General features: G+C 39.5%; 14 protein-coding genes and 1 tRNA gene. 11 read left to right on the forward strand and 4 right to left on the reverse strand.

Annotated elements, in window-relative coordinates; all coding sequences use genetic code 11:
• Positions 1 to 27 precede the first annotated feature (27 nt).
• The 6 genes from EHQ64_RS07615 (at position 28) to EHQ64_RS07635 (ending at position 5,943) form a co-directional block, all read left to right on the forward strand.
• On the forward strand, positions 28 to 1,617 hold the full coding sequence (locus tag EHQ64_RS07615) for a DUF2779 domain-containing protein (protein WP_135648894.1): 1,590 nt from the start codon (positions 28 to 30) through the stop codon (positions 1,615 to 1,617).
• 78 nt (positions 1,618 to 1,695) lie between these two features.
• Positions 1,696 to 2,907, forward strand: coding sequence for an argininosuccinate synthase (locus EHQ64_RS07620; protein WP_135648895.1), 1,212 nt, complete (start codon positions 1,696 to 1,698; stop codon positions 2,905 to 2,907).
• Positions 2,904 to 3,389 carry a pantetheine-phosphate adenylyltransferase gene (coaD, locus tag EHQ64_RS07625; RefSeq protein WP_135648896.1) on the forward strand — a complete coding sequence of 162 codons (486 nt, stop codon included), beginning with the start codon at positions 2,904 to 2,906 and terminating at the stop codon, positions 3,387 to 3,389. The genes EHQ64_RS07620 and coaD overlap by 4 nt, the downstream gene beginning before the upstream one ends.
• Before the next feature lie 14 nt (positions 3,390 to 3,403).
• Positions 3,404 to 3,817, forward strand: a complete 414-nt coding sequence (locus EHQ64_RS07630; RefSeq protein ID WP_135648897.1) for a nucleoside-diphosphate kinase — start codon at positions 3,404 to 3,406, stop codon at positions 3,815 to 3,817.
• Between the two features lie 263 nt (positions 3,818 to 4,080).
• On the forward strand, positions 4,081 to 4,257 hold the full coding sequence (locus tag EHQ64_RS20190) for a hypothetical protein (RefSeq protein WP_167882374.1): 177 nt from the start codon (positions 4,081 to 4,083) through the stop codon (positions 4,255 to 4,257).
• Positions 4,258 to 4,476: 219 nt separating this feature from the next.
• A complete protein-coding gene (locus EHQ64_RS07635) occupies positions 4,477 to 5,943 on the forward strand; it encodes an NADP-dependent isocitrate dehydrogenase (protein WP_135648898.1) in 1,467 nt (488 codons plus the stop codon).
• 2 nt (positions 5,944 to 5,945) lie between these two features.
• Here the strand turns inward: EHQ64_RS07635 and EHQ64_RS07640 are convergent, their stop codons facing one another.
• The 3 genes from EHQ64_RS07640 to EHQ64_RS07650 all read right to left on the reverse strand — a co-directional run bounded on the left by EHQ64_RS07640 (position 5,946) and on the right by EHQ64_RS07650 (position 8,804).
• Positions 5,946 to 6,359, reverse strand: coding sequence for a response regulator (locus tag EHQ64_RS07640; protein WP_135648899.1), 414 nt, complete (start codon positions 6,357 to 6,359; stop codon positions 5,946 to 5,948).
• Entirely contained in the window at positions 6,343 to 8,256 is a 1,914-nt protein-coding gene (locus EHQ64_RS07645; protein WP_135648900.1) for a PAS domain-containing sensor histidine kinase, read from the reverse strand. Before EHQ64_RS07645 ends, EHQ64_RS07640 begins: the two co-directional genes overlap by 17 nt.
• Positions 8,257 to 8,570: 314 nt before the next feature.
• On the reverse strand, positions 8,571 to 8,804 hold the full coding sequence (locus EHQ64_RS07650; protein WP_135648901.1) for a ferredoxin: 234 nt from the start codon (positions 8,802 to 8,804) through the stop codon (positions 8,571 to 8,573).
• A gap of 102 nt (positions 8,805 to 8,906) precedes the next feature.
• On the opposite strand from EHQ64_RS07650, the gene EHQ64_RS07655 reads away from it, so the two are divergent.
• The 5 genes from EHQ64_RS07655 to EHQ64_RS07675 all read left to right on the forward strand — a co-directional run bounded on the left by EHQ64_RS07655 (position 8,907) and on the right by EHQ64_RS07675 (position 12,648).
• On the forward strand, positions 8,907 to 9,488 hold the full coding sequence (locus tag EHQ64_RS07655; RefSeq protein ID WP_135648902.1) for a hypothetical protein: 582 nt from the start codon (positions 8,907 to 8,909) through the stop codon (positions 9,486 to 9,488).
• A complete protein-coding gene (locus tag EHQ64_RS07660) occupies positions 9,478 to 11,031 on the forward strand; it encodes an FAD-dependent oxidoreductase (RefSeq protein WP_135648903.1) in 1,554 nt (517 codons plus the stop codon). Before EHQ64_RS07655 ends, EHQ64_RS07660 begins: the two co-directional genes overlap by 11 nt.
• A gap of 80 nt (positions 11,032 to 11,111) precedes the next feature.
• Positions 11,112 to 11,201 (forward strand) — tRNA-Ser (locus tag EHQ64_RS07665).
• A gap of 25 nt (positions 11,202 to 11,226) precedes the next feature.
• Positions 11,227 to 11,457 (forward strand): DUF2905 domain-containing protein, encoded by a 231-nt coding sequence (locus EHQ64_RS07670; RefSeq protein WP_135648904.1) that lies wholly within the window; start codon positions 11,227 to 11,229, stop codon positions 11,455 to 11,457.
• A 9-nt stretch (positions 11,458 to 11,466) separates the two neighbouring features.
• A complete protein-coding gene (locus tag EHQ64_RS07675) occupies positions 11,467 to 12,648 on the forward strand; it encodes a pyridoxal phosphate-dependent aminotransferase (RefSeq protein WP_135648905.1) in 1,182 nt (393 codons plus the stop codon).
• Here the strand turns inward: EHQ64_RS07675 and EHQ64_RS07680 are convergent.
• Positions 12,640 to 14,241 carry a 7TM diverse intracellular signaling domain-containing protein gene (locus EHQ64_RS07680; RefSeq protein WP_135648906.1) on the reverse strand — a complete coding sequence of 534 codons (1,602 nt, stop codon included), beginning with the start codon at positions 14,239 to 14,241 and terminating at the stop codon, positions 12,640 to 12,642. The genes EHQ64_RS07675 and EHQ64_RS07680 overlap by 9 nt on opposite strands.
• Positions 14,242 to 14,495: the final 254 nt, after the last annotated feature.

The raw sequence follows: 14,495 nt of genomic DNA on the forward strand, positions 1-14,495 counted from the left end.
TCCCATCGAAAGAGAAAGGACTCCGTCATGGATTCGGTTCCTAAATTAATAAGAACCTCAATTAGGCGGCTGTCTTTTCTCTTCCCCGAAAACTTAAGAAGAAAATTATTATTCGAAGTTCTAGCTCCGTACAGAGAGAAAGAACTTCCTTTATTGGGAAGAACCGCTTTCCAAACCGGACAATTCTGCGAGTTACAATTTTGGAAACTCCTGAAAGAACCTAGTTCCGAATTCGATACTTCGAACCAATACATATCTCCCAAACAAAAAAACATGCTGAGAGATATCGCGGGCAATTTGTATCCGGATGCGAAGTTCGCTGGATATAAAGATTTTAAAACTAGATCTCTATTAGAATCCAACGAAACAATCAAGGGAGCTTGTATCCGGACCAAGTTTTTCGATACAAGAGCGGACTTTTTAGTTCCGGACGAAAATGGCTGGCAGGTCGTAATCGTTAAGGCCTCCTCTTCTTCCAAAAGAGCTCATGTTTCCGAACTTTCATTTATTAGAATGGTATTGGAAGAAGCGGGTTACAAAGTTTCTTCTACCCTATCCTTAACCGTTAATTCGGAATATTCCTATATTGATGGGGAAATAGACGCGACCCGTTTGTTCCATAAAAAGGACGTTAGTAAGGAAACTTTAGCGAGTTTAGAAAAAACCAGAGAGAAGGCTTATAAACTTCTGGAAGTATTAGAAAAAGATAAAATTCCATCTCTTTCCTTTTCCAAACATTGTGATCATCCAAGAAATTGTACACATCCCGAATCCTGCTATTCCGATTCACCTCCGGGAGATCTTTTTACTCTAAGAGAAGGAAAAGAGATCACACTTGCTCTCTGGGATCGAGGAATACGAAATCTTTCCGAAGTAGAAATAGATCCGGACTTTACTCATAGACAAAAGATCCAAATAGAAGCGGTAAAGTCTGGAAAAGAATATATAAATAGAGAAGCGCTCACCTCTTACTTAAATAGCCTGAAATTCCCTCTTTATTTTTTAGATTTCGAAACGATCAATCCGCCTGTTCCGGTTTATCCTAAAACACATCCATTCCAACATGTTCCTTTTTTATATTCTTTGCATATACTCAGAAAAGATATACATCAAGAACCTGAAGAATATCATTATATAGACGATGATAAAAAGGATCCTAGATTGGGGATCCTAGAATCTCTTTCTCAAACGATTCAACCCGGTGGAACAATCATCGCGTTTAACGATAGTTTTGAAAAAAGATGCCTCAAAGAATCTGTGCAAACCCATCCCATATTCAAAGAATGGTTCCAGTCCATCGAACCGGATTTTTCAGACCTAGCAAAACCTTTCTGGGACTATGATTATTATCATCCCGCTCAACAAGGTACTACTTCCTTAAAAACAGTTTTGCCGGTGCTTACGAATGTTGATTACAAACATTTAACGATCAATGCAGGGCATATCGCGAATTCCGAATTTTTAAGGATCAAAACGGAAAACGTTTCGGATAAGGAAAAAAGTCAGGTAGAAGCGGATCTCATCTCTTACTGTAAAATGGATACCTTTGCCTTAATTTTGGTGTTAAGATCTCTAGCAAATAAGTTGGATTGGGCTCCCGAAAAGGATAAAACATAATTCGGATCAACTCTCAGTAGGAATTCCTACCAAAATCGGACTTGTCGGGAGGGGTCCAGCGATTTCCCTATCCTAAGAATGGCGGCTCAAAAGAACATAAAGAAAATCGTATTAGCATATTCCGGCGGATTGGATACTTCCGTAATTTTGACTTGGTTAAAAGAAACTTACGGCTGTGAAGTAGTAGCATTTACTGCAGATGTTGGCCAAAAAGAGGAACTTACCGGTCTGGAAGAAAAAGGGATCAAAACCGGAGCCTCCAAAGTTTATATAGAAGACCTTCGTTTAGAATTTGCCAGAGATTTCATATACCCTGCAATCCAAGGGAACGCGATTTACGAGATGAGATATCTTCTCGGAACCTCCTTAGCTCGACCTTTGATAGCAAAAGCGATGGTAGAAGTAGGTAAAAAAGAAGGAGCCGACGCATTCGCTCACGGCGCCACCGGAAAAGGAAACGACCAAGTACGTTTCGAATTAGCATTTAAATCATTAGCTCCGGAAAAAGAGATCATTGCTCCTTGGAGAACCTGGTCCTTTGGCGGAAGAGCGGATCTTATTGAATACGCAAAGTCCAAAGGGATCCCTGTGCCTGTCACTGCATCCAAACCTTATTCTATGGACAGGAACTTGATGCATATCTCTTACGAAGGTGGAATATTAGAAGATCCTTATAGAGAACCAAACGAAGACATGTTCCTTCTAACTGTTTCTCCAGAAAAAGCGCCTGATTCACCTGAATATGTAGAACTTGATTTCGTAGAAGGGAATTGTGTCGCAGTAAACGGCAAAAAGTTGAACCCTTACGAAGTAGTAGATACCCTAAACTCCATCGGAGGAAAACACGGGATCGGAAGAGTGGATATCGTAGAGAATAGATTGGTCGGTATCAAATCCAGAGGAGTGTATGAAACTCCAGGCGGGACCATTCTATTCCACGCTCATAGAGATTTAGAATCCATTACGATCGATAGAGACACACAACATCATAAAGATAAATTATCTGCGGAATTCGCAGAGCTCATCTATAATGGACATTGGTTCTCTCCTAGAATGGCCGCAGTAAGAGCATTCATTTCAGAAACGCAAAGATACGTAACCGGAACAGTAAAAGTAAAACTTTATAAAGGAAATTGTATCGTTGTAGGAAGAAAATCTTCCGTCTCCTTATACAATCCGGAGATGGCTACTTTTGAAAAAGAAGAACTCTATAACCAAAAAGATGCCGAAGGATTTATTAACCTATACGGTTTGCCTGCAAAAGAAGCGGCGAGGTTGCGTAAAAAATGACAAGAGTTGCGGTTTATCCCGGATCCTTTGATCCTCTGACTAGAGGACATTTGGATATTCTCCAAAGGTCGATCGGATTATTCGATAAAGTGATCATAGGGGTCGCGGTAAACTCCAATAAAAGTTTTTTATTCTCTATCGAGGAAAGGATAGAGTTCATCCGAGTTGCGACAGAAGGATGGAACAATCTGGAAATCGATACTTTCGAAGGCCTCACAGTGGACTATTGCAAAAAAAGAGGGGCCAAAAGTATCATCAGAGGTCTTAGAGCCGTTACGGATTTTGATTATGAATATGCAATTTCCCTAATGAACAGGAAACTCGCTCCCGAAGTGGAGACAATTTTCTTAATGTCTTCTAACGATTATTCTTTCGTTTCCTCTACGATCGTAAAAGAAGTGGCAAGACATGGACGAGACGTTTCCGCCCAAGTGCCGGACCATGTAAGCAAAGCATTACTTAAAAAATTATACAATAAGTAACTAAAGGAAGAAAAATGGCTAGAACATTTATCATGATCAAACCCGACGGCGTAAAAAACAAACATGTCGGCGATATCCTACAAAGAATCGAAAAAGAAGGATTCAAGATTTTAGGACTTAAATATCTCAAACTTTCTCTGGAAGACGCTAAACAATTTTACAAAGTACACTCTGCTCGTCCTTTCTATAACGATCTTTGTACTTATATGTCCTCCGGACCGATCGTTGCTGCAGCTTTAGAAAGAGACAACGCTGTGCAACATTGGAGAGACGTGATCGGAGCTACTGATCCGAAAGAAGCGGCTGCTAACACTATTAGAGCTCTTTTTGCCGAAAGCAAAGAAGCAAATGCGGTTCACGGTTCAGATTCAGACGATAATGCTGCATTAGAGATCAGCTTCTTCTTCAAAGGAAACGAACTGTTCTAATAGAACAAACCTTCCTTTTAATAAGCCCGGAGTCACTAAAAGGACTACCGGGCTTATTTATGCCTAAGTATTTTATAATATTCTACAGCCTAACGTTCGTTCTATATAGTTCTTCAAGCCGGTATTGGTAACTTATAACTTAAACCTTTTCGGAGAAAAAAATCCGAACTATAACGAAATTTTCTTGTACTTTTTGGAAATATCTTTCTCAATTTTCCCCACGTAGGCGAAATAAAACAAGAGTTTCGACCGAAGCTAATAATATGAACGCAGTGACCAAAGAGCAGATCATTAAGCATAGCCGTATCATAGAAAAATACAGAACGAAAGACACATTGTTCGACGGCACCCCGGATTGGATGGACGACGTTTTAGAAGTGATCTATTCACAGGACGATTTTATCGGTGAAAAACCCGATATCGATCTGGATATAGAATAAGAACCTTCGAGTTATCCCTTACAAAGTAAATGTTAGACCGGAGCAGTACTCCGGTCTCTCTTACAGTTTTAAACCTTCGGTCTAAAACTTCCTACAAAAAGTGAATCGCCTTCTTCTAGGCAAAATAAAAATCAATTTACCGAATTCTTCCTTCGGAATTAATCCAGATTGACTTAGCCAGGCTCGTCGATTGAAATAAGATTAGAACCGGAGGTCTGGATGAGCTCGAAGAAAAAAATCGCCGTTGCAAAAGGAGATGGGATCGGTCCTGAGATCATGGACGCCACTCTACGAATTTTGGAAGCGGCAGGGGCGAGCATAGAACCGGTCTTTATAGATATCGGAGAGCAAGTTTACAAAAAAGGTCATAGCGCAGGGATAGAACCTGCATCCTGGGACATTCTACGAGACACCAAAGTATTTTTTAAAGCCCCGATCACAACTCCTCAAGGAGGAGGTTACAAAAGTTTGAACGTAACCGTTCGAACTACTCTAGGTTTATTTGCAAACGTTAGACCCTGTATCTCCTTATATCCATATGTAGATACAAAACATTCTAAATTAGATGTAGTAATCGTAAGAGAGAACGAAGAGGATCTTTATACAGGGATCGAGCACAAACAAACATCCGATACAGTACAATGCCTTAAACTTATTTCCAGACCTGGTTCGGAAAAGATCATTCGTTATGCATTTGAATACGCAAAAGCTTACGGAAGAAAAAAAGTAACCGCAATGGTGAAGGACAATATCATGAAACAATCTGACGGATTGTTTCACGAGGTGTTCAAAGAGATCGCTAAAGAATATCCTGATCTAGAGGCAAATAGCGAGATCATAGACATCGGCGCCGCTCACTTGGCAGAAAGGCCTCAAACGTATGATGTAGTTGTTACCTTAAACTTATACGGAGATATTATTTCAGATATCGTCGCTCAGGTCGCAGGTTCCGTAGGAATGGCCGGCTCTGCAAATATCGGAGAAGTAGTTTCAATGTTCGAAGCGATCCACGGATCCGCTCCAGACATCGCTGGCAAAAATATTGCAAACCCGAGCGGGCTGATCAACGCAGCAGTGATGATGCTCGTTCATTTAGGACAACCGGATATCGCCGCAAAGATCCAGAATGCTTGGCTTCTCACTGTAGAGGAAGGAATTCATACAGGAGATATCTATAAGGCCGGAGTCAGTAGGATCAAAGTAGGAACAAAAGAATTTGCGGATGCTGTCATAGGTAACCTAGGTCATCTTCCTGAAAAATTCAAACCTGTCTCTTTTGGAAAGGCGAAAGCAATTCATATTCCTGAATACAAAAGAACTGCTCTAAAAAAAGAACTAGTTGGAGTAGATGTTTTCTTGGATTGGGCCCCTGGAACTGCGGAAGAACTTGCTAAAAAACTAAATGCAGTTGGCGGAGACTTGAAACTCAGGATGATCACGAATAGAGGAGTAAAAGTTTTTCCGAATGGAGCGCCTGAAACTTTTTTAACGGATCATTGGAGATGTAGATTTGTAAACCCTCAAACTCCGGATAGCGAATCAGGCGACGGCTTTATAGGGATACAGTCGGAACAAATCGCAAAACTATTACTTAGGATCTCTGAAGCCGGATTAGATAGCATTCAGACGGATAACCTATATAAGTTCCAAGGAAAACGTGCGTTTTCACTCGGCGGTGGAGAATAAGATCAAAGAGTCTGGTTTGTTAAGATCTTCTTGAAAGAATCTAGAGAAACCGGTTTAATAATATAATCTTTTACTAAAGGGATCTCTTTAGCTCTTCTCAAATCGGAGTCATCTACAGAAGAACTGACCATATAAATTTCAGGCTTTTTGCTGAGGGCGTTGACGAAGTTTGCATACTCGTCTAGAAACTGCCAACCGTCCATAAACGGCATATTAATATCTAAAAATATGAAATCTGGAATTTGATCCGGCTCGCCCTGATGCTCTTTTAGAAAAGTGATCGCTCCTTCTCCATCAGGAAAAACTTTTAAACTTTCGACAGCTCCGGTTTTTTCAATAGTTCGTTTAGCGATTTCCACGAAAATCGCATCGTCGTCCACGAGTAAAAGTTTCTGTTTTTTATATAGTGAATTCATTAGCCTTTGAAAGATGAATGGTAAACTTCGTACCTTTTCCTGGAGAACTTTCCACCTGGATCTCTCCCCCTAAGGATTCGATCTGATTCTTTGTCATAAAAAGACCCAGACCTCTTCCTTCGGTGTCCCGATGAAATCTCTTATGTAATTTAAAAATTTGATCCCCATGTTTTTTTAAGTCAATTCCTAAACCGTTATCCTGCACTTCTAAAACATGATTTCCGTTAGACCAATATGTCTTAAAACGGATCACCGGATTTGGGGATTCGGACCTATATTTCAAAGAATTTGAAAGTAGGTTCAAAAATATACTCTCCAAATAAACCGGGGGATACACGATCGAGGGAGATTCCGAAAAATCAGTGATCACCTCCGCCCCGTATTCTAATATTTGACCTAGGAACATCGACTTAACTCTAGAAAATATAGAATCGAAGTAAATTTCTTCGGAAATAATTTTTGGACTTTGGCGAATTTTGATCACTTCTACGATTTCGTTTAATGTTGTAAGTAATTGGTCAGAGGTAGTCTTCAGATAGTCCATATATTCCCGTTTTTCCTCATCAGTGTCTGCTTCTTCCAAAAACTTGACGAGGGTGGAAATATTCCCTATCGGAGATCTCATATTATGGGATACGATTTGATTAAATTCCTCTAGCTGAGAGATCCTCTCTTTTAGATTTATACCTACAGATCTAAGTCTAGTGTTCTTTTCTCTCAGAATATTTTCCAAAATCCTCTTGCGGGAGATATCTTGGATCTGTGAAACGATAAACATAAGTTCGCCAGAATCTTTTCTTACCGCGACCCCAGTAATAAAAACCCAAACGATATGTCCTTTTTTATGAAGGTATCTTTTTGCAAATTGAGCGCTGCTCTTTTCTCCGTTAATGATCTTCTTAAATGCATCCGCGCCTACTTCCAGATCTTCCGGATGAGTAATTTCCTGAAACGATTTGTATAAGAGCTCTTCCGCCTGGTAACCCAACATCTTTGCAAAGGATTGATTGATCTCTAAAAAATGACTGTTCTTGTCGATGAGTATGATCCCGTTACCGGAACTATGAAATGCTTCCGAAAATTTTTTCTCGCTTAATCGGATCTCTTCTTCTACCAATTTGGAAAGAGTGATGTCTTGCATCGCTCCGTAAACTCCAACTATCCTTCCTTCGGAATAAGCAGGTTTGCCTTGAGTACGGACCCAAATTAATCTTCCGGATTCGGTAAGCATTCTATGTTCTACAGAATACGTTTCACCTTTTTGATATACTCGTAAGTTCTGTTCTCTTAATCTATCTCTGTCTTCAGGATAACTGTATTTATTGTACACCTCTTCACGATTAATCCCGAGAGAAGGATCTCTTTCTAAAATTTTATATATTTCGGAAGACCAGTATAATTCTCCAGTCTCTATATTCGATTCCCAAGCGCCTACTTTTGCAAGTTCTCCCATAAGAGAGGAAAACTTTTTTTCCTGCTGTAGATTTGTAGTAAGCTGGACTTGATCTGTTACATCTCTAGAGCTTGTGTTTAAATAAATTACTTTGCCTTCTTGGTTATGGACCGGTTGGGTTAAGGTTTGGAACCAAGCATAATCACCATTCTTTTTTAAAAACCTGTATTGAGTGGCTACTGTAGGTTTTCCCGCTTTTGCAGGATCATGAGAATCTCTTCTGATCTTTTCTCGATCATCAGGATGAATAAAATCATAAGGATTTTTGCCGATCATTTCCTCAGGTGTAAAACCTGTTAGAGTTTCGATGGCTGGATTTACAAATAAATAGATCCCTTCTGGATCATGAAGGCAAATCAGTTCTCTACTTGATTCGACCAGAACTTTATACAAATCCGAATCTCGATCAAACCCGTTTCTTCCCTCAGCCGGCCTTTTTTCCATACTACGCAAGAACTTGCTCTACCACTAATACATAAAAAGACGAATTGGACGAGAACATTGCGAATAAAAAACCCTATAAATTGGGAGCTATAGGCAGAATGGCCTATAAAAAAGTAGAATACGGTTCGATCGGATGAATCGTAAATCTTCTAAACATATGTTCAGCCATAATATTAAAGGCAGATATTTTAAAGAAAATTTAGGGGCTTTTTAAGGAAGAAGAGTAAAAAATTTGAATAGAATTAGAAAAATATAATTCGATTAACAGAGAAGAGTTTTCGATCCCTTGGTGAGATCGAAAACTTTTGAGAGAATTATTCTCCGTCGTCCCCGATTGCTTCTACAGGGCAAATTTCCATCGCCTTGCGAGCAGCAACTAATTCTTCAGGTGTAGTTGGCTGCTTATGAAAATACACTTTAGACTCGTCGTCGGTGTATTTCAAAAGTTTAGGAGCTTCTTCCAAGCAATCATTACAAGGAACACAGCTATTATCGATATAATATTTCCCCGGTGCGTTTTCCGGAACCTTGTCATTCTTATCAGCCATGAATACTAAGGATTATCGAACGTTTGGAACGTCAAGTTGGTTTTCTATAAGAATCCCATGCGTTAGGATTGACAAGTCCAAGAATCGAGGGAAAACACTGCAATGTCGAATTCAGTTCCACGTTTTTCCCGCAAAACTTTTTTGAGACTGGGACTCGCCGGCTCCGGGGCCTTAGTACTAGGGGGATCTCTTTGTATCCTAAACCGTTCTTCCAGAGACCTGCCTAAAGTTTTATTCTTCTCGGAATCGGAACTTGAGATCTTGGCCTCCTTATCGGAAGCGATCCTTCCTGAAGGTGTAGGAGTTCCAACTTATAAAGAAGCTAAAGTTTTGGAACGACTAGACGAAGAGTTCTTCTTCGTGGATCCTTTTCTATCCGATGATTTTAAAACTCTACTTTTAGTTTTGGAATATCTTCCATTATTCCATCTGAAGTTTTCTAGATTCTCTAAGTTATCAATAGGATCTAGAAGAAAGTTTTTATCGGAACTGAATGATTCCGATTCCGACATAGTGAGAGCTGTTTGGGCGAATTTAAGAATGCCTATTTTCTTAATGTACTATGGACACGAATCTACTTTTAAAATGATCTCTTACGATGGACCTTATATGAATCCACCCGAGAAGCTGAGTGAATCCAGGATCTATTACGGCAAACTAGTAGGTAATTCAGATGTCGGGTAAAATTTACGAATGGAAAAACCTGGGCGAATCCAAAGAAATCCGTGTAGAAGTGGTAGTGATCGGAACAGGTTGTGGTGGAGCGACTGTAGCTTATGAATTAGCGAAGTCGGGTAAAAAAGTCGCGCTCATCGAAGAAGGCGGCTATTATCATACCGGAACTTTCGATAATCACGAATTGAATATGGCGGGGAAAGTTTCCGCAGAAAGAAACATGGCCACCACTGCGGACGGTACAGTAAACATTGTTTATGGAAAAAACGTAGGGGGAGCCTCGGTCCATTATTGGGCGGATAGTTATAGGACCCCTAAGGACAGACTCGAATTATGGAAGGATAAATTCGGAGTATTGGGTCATGGGCCGGAAGATCTGGATCCTTTTTGGAAAGAGTTAGACGACACACTGAATGTCCATCCTGCTAAGGAAGAATATTATAATAAAATGAACCAATTGGTTCGAAAAGCTTCCAAAGATCTGGGATGGGAAGGCAACTCGGTTCCACAAGCTAGAAAGAACTGTCAGAAATCAGGGCATTGCATGCAGGGTTGTATGTTCGGTGCTAAACAAAGCCAATTGATCACTCATATACCTATGGCAATGGCATTAGGCACGGATCTTTATGCAGATACAAAAGCGTTAGAACTCGATATCGAAGGAGATAAGGTAGTAGGACTGGAAGCAGTCGTGATCGACAGACCTTCTCAAAAAGAATCGGATGTTAAATTAAAATTTAAAGCCGATACTATCGTAGTCGCAGCAGGAGGTTTCGGTAGTTCTACTTTTCTTTTAAGAAACGGGTTTAAGAGGAAGTTACCTGCGTTAGGAGAATTTTTGGCGATCAATCCTTCTCCCTTTGTGCATGCTTTGTATAAAGAGCCGATCATACAATGGAGAAACATTCCTTCTGCGTATGGTGTGGAAGAATTCAGACTCGCAAGGTTTGCGGGTGGGATCTATAGAGAAGGCGGTTATCTGATCATGGCAAATCAATTGCAGCCTGGAGCAATCGGTGCGCTGGTTCCAAGCTTTGGTTCGGAACATTTTGAAGTCATGAAAGAACTTCCGAGACTCGGAGGGACAATCGGATGGATCGATGATCCTGATACTGAACTCGGAAGAATAGAAATTAAATCCGGTGGAAAAAGAGAAATACAATATAGCTTTGGGCCTCTTACGAAAGAGATCCTAAAGGACTGTATTCGTAAACAAGTGATCCTGAATTTTAAAGCAGGAGCAGAAAAGGTAATTCTTCCGGATCTGAAAAGGACAGTTCTAAATAAACAGGATGAGATAGGCAAAATCGATACCCTTCCATTAACTCCAGCTTCTATGGCAATGGCAGCGCCTCATCCTGCAGGAGGATGCAGAATGGGATTGGATCCGAGAACATCCGTCGTGGATTGGAAACATAAGGTGCATGGGCTTTCTAATTTATATGTAAGCGATTCTAGTGTGTTTCCTACAGCGGTATCTGTGGATCCAAGCTATACGATTATGGCATTCTCTAAACGGGCAGCTCAATTCATTTCGGAGAAGAGATCCTAAAGATTCCTCCGGAACTTTTGGGTCGAATCTCCTTGACCGGACCGCTTGGTGAAAAATCATCGTAATCGCAACCAAGAACCGGAGAGGTGTCCGAGCGGTTTATGGTACTTGCTTGGAAAGCAAGCGTAGGGTAACACCTACCGGGGGTTCGAATCCCCCCCTCTCCGCCAGTTTTTGATTCCAAGTGGATCTAAAATGGAACCGCTAGGTAAAACATTTCTTTGGATCGGGGCAATCTTCCTGATCATTGGAGCCTTCTTCGTTTTCGGCTCTAAACTTCCATTTATTTCTTCTCTCGGAAATTTACCGGGTGATTTCAAGATAGAAAGGGAAAACTTTCGGTTTTATTTTCCATTCGCTACATCCGTGCTAATCAGCGTAGGACTATCTCTTCTCCTATATCTCTGGAATAAATTCTTTCATTAAGAAAATCTTATGAACTCTGGAAAAAATCCTCGTTTTAGCGATAGATTCGAGTTCGTTCCGGGCGAAAACGATCTTTATACTCTACTCGAATCCGTCAAAAAAAGCGGAGAGGATTGGATCGACCTAACCGCATCAAATCCCACTAAAGTCGGCCTAATTTATCCAAGAGAGGCCATTTTACACTCATTGGAAAAACCGGAAAGTATGGTATATGATCCGGATCCGAAAGGAACGAATCTTGCGCGGACATCGATCGCAAATTACTATCAGGAAAAAGGTTATAACATTTCGGTAGAAGATCTGTTCTTAACTTCGTCTTCCTCCGAGGCGTATTCTTTTCTTTTAAAATTACTCTGCAACCCTGGCGAAGAAGTTTTAATCCCCTCTCCAGGATATCCATTGTTTGAATTCCTGTCCATTCTGGATGGAGTAGAATTTAATTTTTATAAATTAGATAACAAATCAGATTGGAAGATCGACTTCATAGATCTGGAAGCTAAGATCACGAGTAAGACCAAAATAATTTTCCTAGTTTCTCCCAATAACCCGACTGGAAGCATCATTTCAAAAGAAGAGTTCGAAAAATTGAATTCCATCGCAAAACAAAACGGAATAGCGATTGTTTTAGACGAAGTATTTTCGGATTACATCCATGATCTAAATTCCGAAAAGATAGACCCATTTGTTTGTGATTCTCCTTTGTTTGTAGTAAATGGAATTTCTAAAATACTTGCTCTTCCTCAAATGAAACTCTCTTGGATCCATGTTGGAGGTTCTAGGGACTGGAAAAAAGAATGTAAAGAAAGATTAGAGATCATCGCGGATACTTATCTTTCAGTAGGAACTCCTATCCAACTTGCACTTTCTGAATTATTCCAATGGAGAAAAATGATCCAAAGCCAGGTTCTGAGAAGAATACAAAGGAACTTACAGTTACTGGAAAACTTCTCCTCTAAACATAGCAAGATACGCTTTATTTCGCCCAAGGGAGGATGGTATTCTGTTCTTCAATCAGAAACTTTTATGCAGGATGAAAATTTTGCATTTCGACTTTTAGAAAAAGAAAAAGTACTCGTTCATCCCGGTTCTATGTTCGGGTTCGAAGAAAATTCAGGAAATATTGTACTTAGTTTGATTGTTGAGACCGAATTGTTGGAATCGAGTTTAGAGAAAATTTCTAGCCTATTGTAGCAATACTTTTTGCGCGTAACTCTTGTATTGTTTCGGAGTAAGCCCCGTTGCCTTTTTAAATTCCACATTGAAGGAAGTTTTAGAGCCGAATCCTACTGCAAATGCAATATTGAGTATATTGTCTTCCTGATCGTTTTTCAAAAGAGTTTTTGCCTCTTCTATCCTTTTTGAATTTAAATAAGCGGCAAATCCCATTCCCAATCTGGAATTTAAAAGTTCTGAAAGTTGATGAGTGCTTAGGCCGATCTTAGCTGAGACGATCTGGATGGATACTTCCTCTTCTACAAAAAGTTTTTCTGTATTCATCAAATTTTCTAAAGCACTTAAAGACTCATCCACATCCAGACCTGAAATTTTGGAGCGAACATATCTTGGTTTATTTAAAAAACCTTTCAAGGTCTCTAATAAACTATTTTTTTCTTCTATATTCTGAGAGTATTTTTGAATAATATTATATAAAAGGATCAACAGATCTGCAGGAAAGAATAGAGGAACGGAATAAACTGTAAAAAACCCATATTCCAATATACCCATATAGTAAAAAATACTAATATACCCTAGGGTTAGATATAAACTCCAAGATAGTAAAAATAGATTTAACTTCTTATTACCTCTTCCTTTTAAATAGATCCCGGAAAGCAAGATCATCGGAATAGAGATCGAATAAATGATCTCGTTCGTAAGAGTAAGATAAGCGATAGTTTCCATCGTAAAGATCAAAGGGAGAGTAATTCCCAAAATGATCTCGAAACAGAGCAGAATTTTATCCACCCAAGGAAGAAATACTTTTGTATCCAAAAACTTACGTATAAATTGGAACCCGAATAGACCTCCTAAATTAAAGAAAAAGTAATTCACTTTTTCGGACCAAAGAGGTGTTTCTTCCCAAAAAAGTTCTATTGCATTTCCATAATTTACATCGTAGGACGCCCCCATGCAGAACGCATAACAAGTATATAACAGAAATTCTTTATACCCGGTCGCTCTATAATATAATAGAGCAACAAAGATCAACAGACCATATAAACACGCGGAAAGAGAAAAAAGCCCCGTTTCAATCGCCAGATTTGCTCTAAGTCCCGCTTCATCCATAATATCAATCGGGAAAGACATGATGGATTCTGAACTTAGCTTAACTATATATTCTTTTTCTTCTCCAGGTTCGCCTTGTAATAGTAAGGTCGGATACAGAACGTTTTTAACTGGCCAATTACTTTTTGATAATGTGTCTCCCACTTTTTGAATGGGCGTTACCTCATTTGGGGTATAGAGCTCTGCTAAATCATGAGCTTTCCATTTTAAGACGAAGTAAAGATTTTCTCGAATTTCTTCGCGAAAGCGAATTCTGAATTTTAACCAATAGGATCTTTTGGAAAAATTGAAATTTAGAGCGTTCGATCCTATTTTCTTCCACCCTGTGGAAGAATTTATTGGAGGAGGGATTTCATCGGTTTTTATTTTTTCCCACACATACAATTCGGATGTAATGTTTTTATTATGTTCGTTCGCTTTAAGATTGAACGGAAGTTCCTTTGCGTAAAAAGAATTAAAGCTCGAAATAAGAACAAAGAATAAAAACAGAATTCTGATCATGTGTTGAAAAAACGTTTTTCCGTAATTCAATTCGGTGCAAACAAAAAACGTTCATGTATATAATCCCGAACGACTTTCGAATATATTTAGTATATTATTGAAATGTTACTCTCTATTAAGGGTTATCACTTAACTCATAAGTAACGAGAGTTTATTTTTGCGCCGACGCGGCGTTAACTATTCGCCTTGCCTCGGATGAGTTTAATCCGCTTATCCGAATCATTTTTAGGCCCGCTATTTTGGCGGGCCTTTTT

The sequence above is a fragment of the Leptospira sarikeiensis genome, assembly GCF_004769615.1.
Taxonomy (GTDB): domain Bacteria; phylum Spirochaetota; class Leptospiria; order Leptospirales; family Leptospiraceae; genus Leptospira_B; species Leptospira_B sarikeiensis.

What these genes read in the sequence shown, in the direction of transcription:
- EHQ64_RS07645 (WP_135648900.1), bottom strand. Translation starts at nt 8,256, where the DNA reads ATGGAAAAAAGGCCGGCTGAGGGAAGAAACGGGTTTGATCGAGATTCG.
- EHQ64_RS07620 (WP_135648895.1), top strand. Translation starts at nt 1,696, where the DNA reads ATGGCGGCTCAAAAGAACATAAAGAAAATCGTATTAGCATATTCCGGC.
- EHQ64_RS07635 (WP_135648898.1), top strand. Translation starts at nt 4,477, where the DNA reads ATGAGCTCGAAGAAAAAAATCGCCGTTGCAAAAGGAGATGGGATCGGT.
- EHQ64_RS07640 (WP_135648899.1), bottom strand. Translation starts at nt 6,359, where the DNA reads ATGAATTCACTATATAAAAAACAGAAACTTTTACTCGTGGACGACGAT.
- coaD (WP_135648896.1), top strand. Translation starts at nt 2,904, where the DNA reads ATGACAAGAGTTGCGGTTTATCCCGGATCCTTTGATCCTCTGACTAGA.
- EHQ64_RS07675 (WP_135648905.1), top strand. Translation starts at nt 11,467, where the DNA reads ATGAACTCTGGAAAAAATCCTCGTTTTAGCGATAGATTCGAGTTCGTT.
- EHQ64_RS20190 (WP_167882374.1), top strand. Translation starts at nt 4,081, where the DNA reads ATGAACGCAGTGACCAAAGAGCAGATCATTAAGCATAGCCGTATCATA.
- EHQ64_RS07630 (WP_135648897.1), top strand. Translation starts at nt 3,404, where the DNA reads ATGGCTAGAACATTTATCATGATCAAACCCGACGGCGTAAAAAACAAA.
- EHQ64_RS07680 (WP_135648906.1), bottom strand. Translation starts at nt 14,241, where the DNA reads ATGATCAGAATTCTGTTTTTATTCTTTGTTCTTATTTCGAGCTTTAAT.
- EHQ64_RS07655 (WP_135648902.1), top strand. Translation starts at nt 8,907, where the DNA reads ATGTCGAATTCAGTTCCACGTTTTTCCCGCAAAACTTTTTTGAGACTG.
- EHQ64_RS07660 (WP_135648903.1), top strand. Translation starts at nt 9,478, where the DNA reads ATGTCGGGTAAAATTTACGAATGGAAAAACCTGGGCGAATCCAAAGAA.
- EHQ64_RS07650 (WP_135648901.1), bottom strand. Translation starts at nt 8,804, where the DNA reads ATGGCTGATAAGAATGACAAGGTTCCGGAAAACGCACCGGGGAAATAT.
- EHQ64_RS07615 (WP_135648894.1), top strand. Translation starts at nt 28, where the DNA reads ATGGATTCGGTTCCTAAATTAATAAGAACCTCAATTAGGCGGCTGTCT.
- EHQ64_RS07670 (WP_135648904.1), top strand. Translation starts at nt 11,227, where the DNA reads ATGGAACCGCTAGGTAAAACATTTCTTTGGATCGGGGCAATCTTCCTG.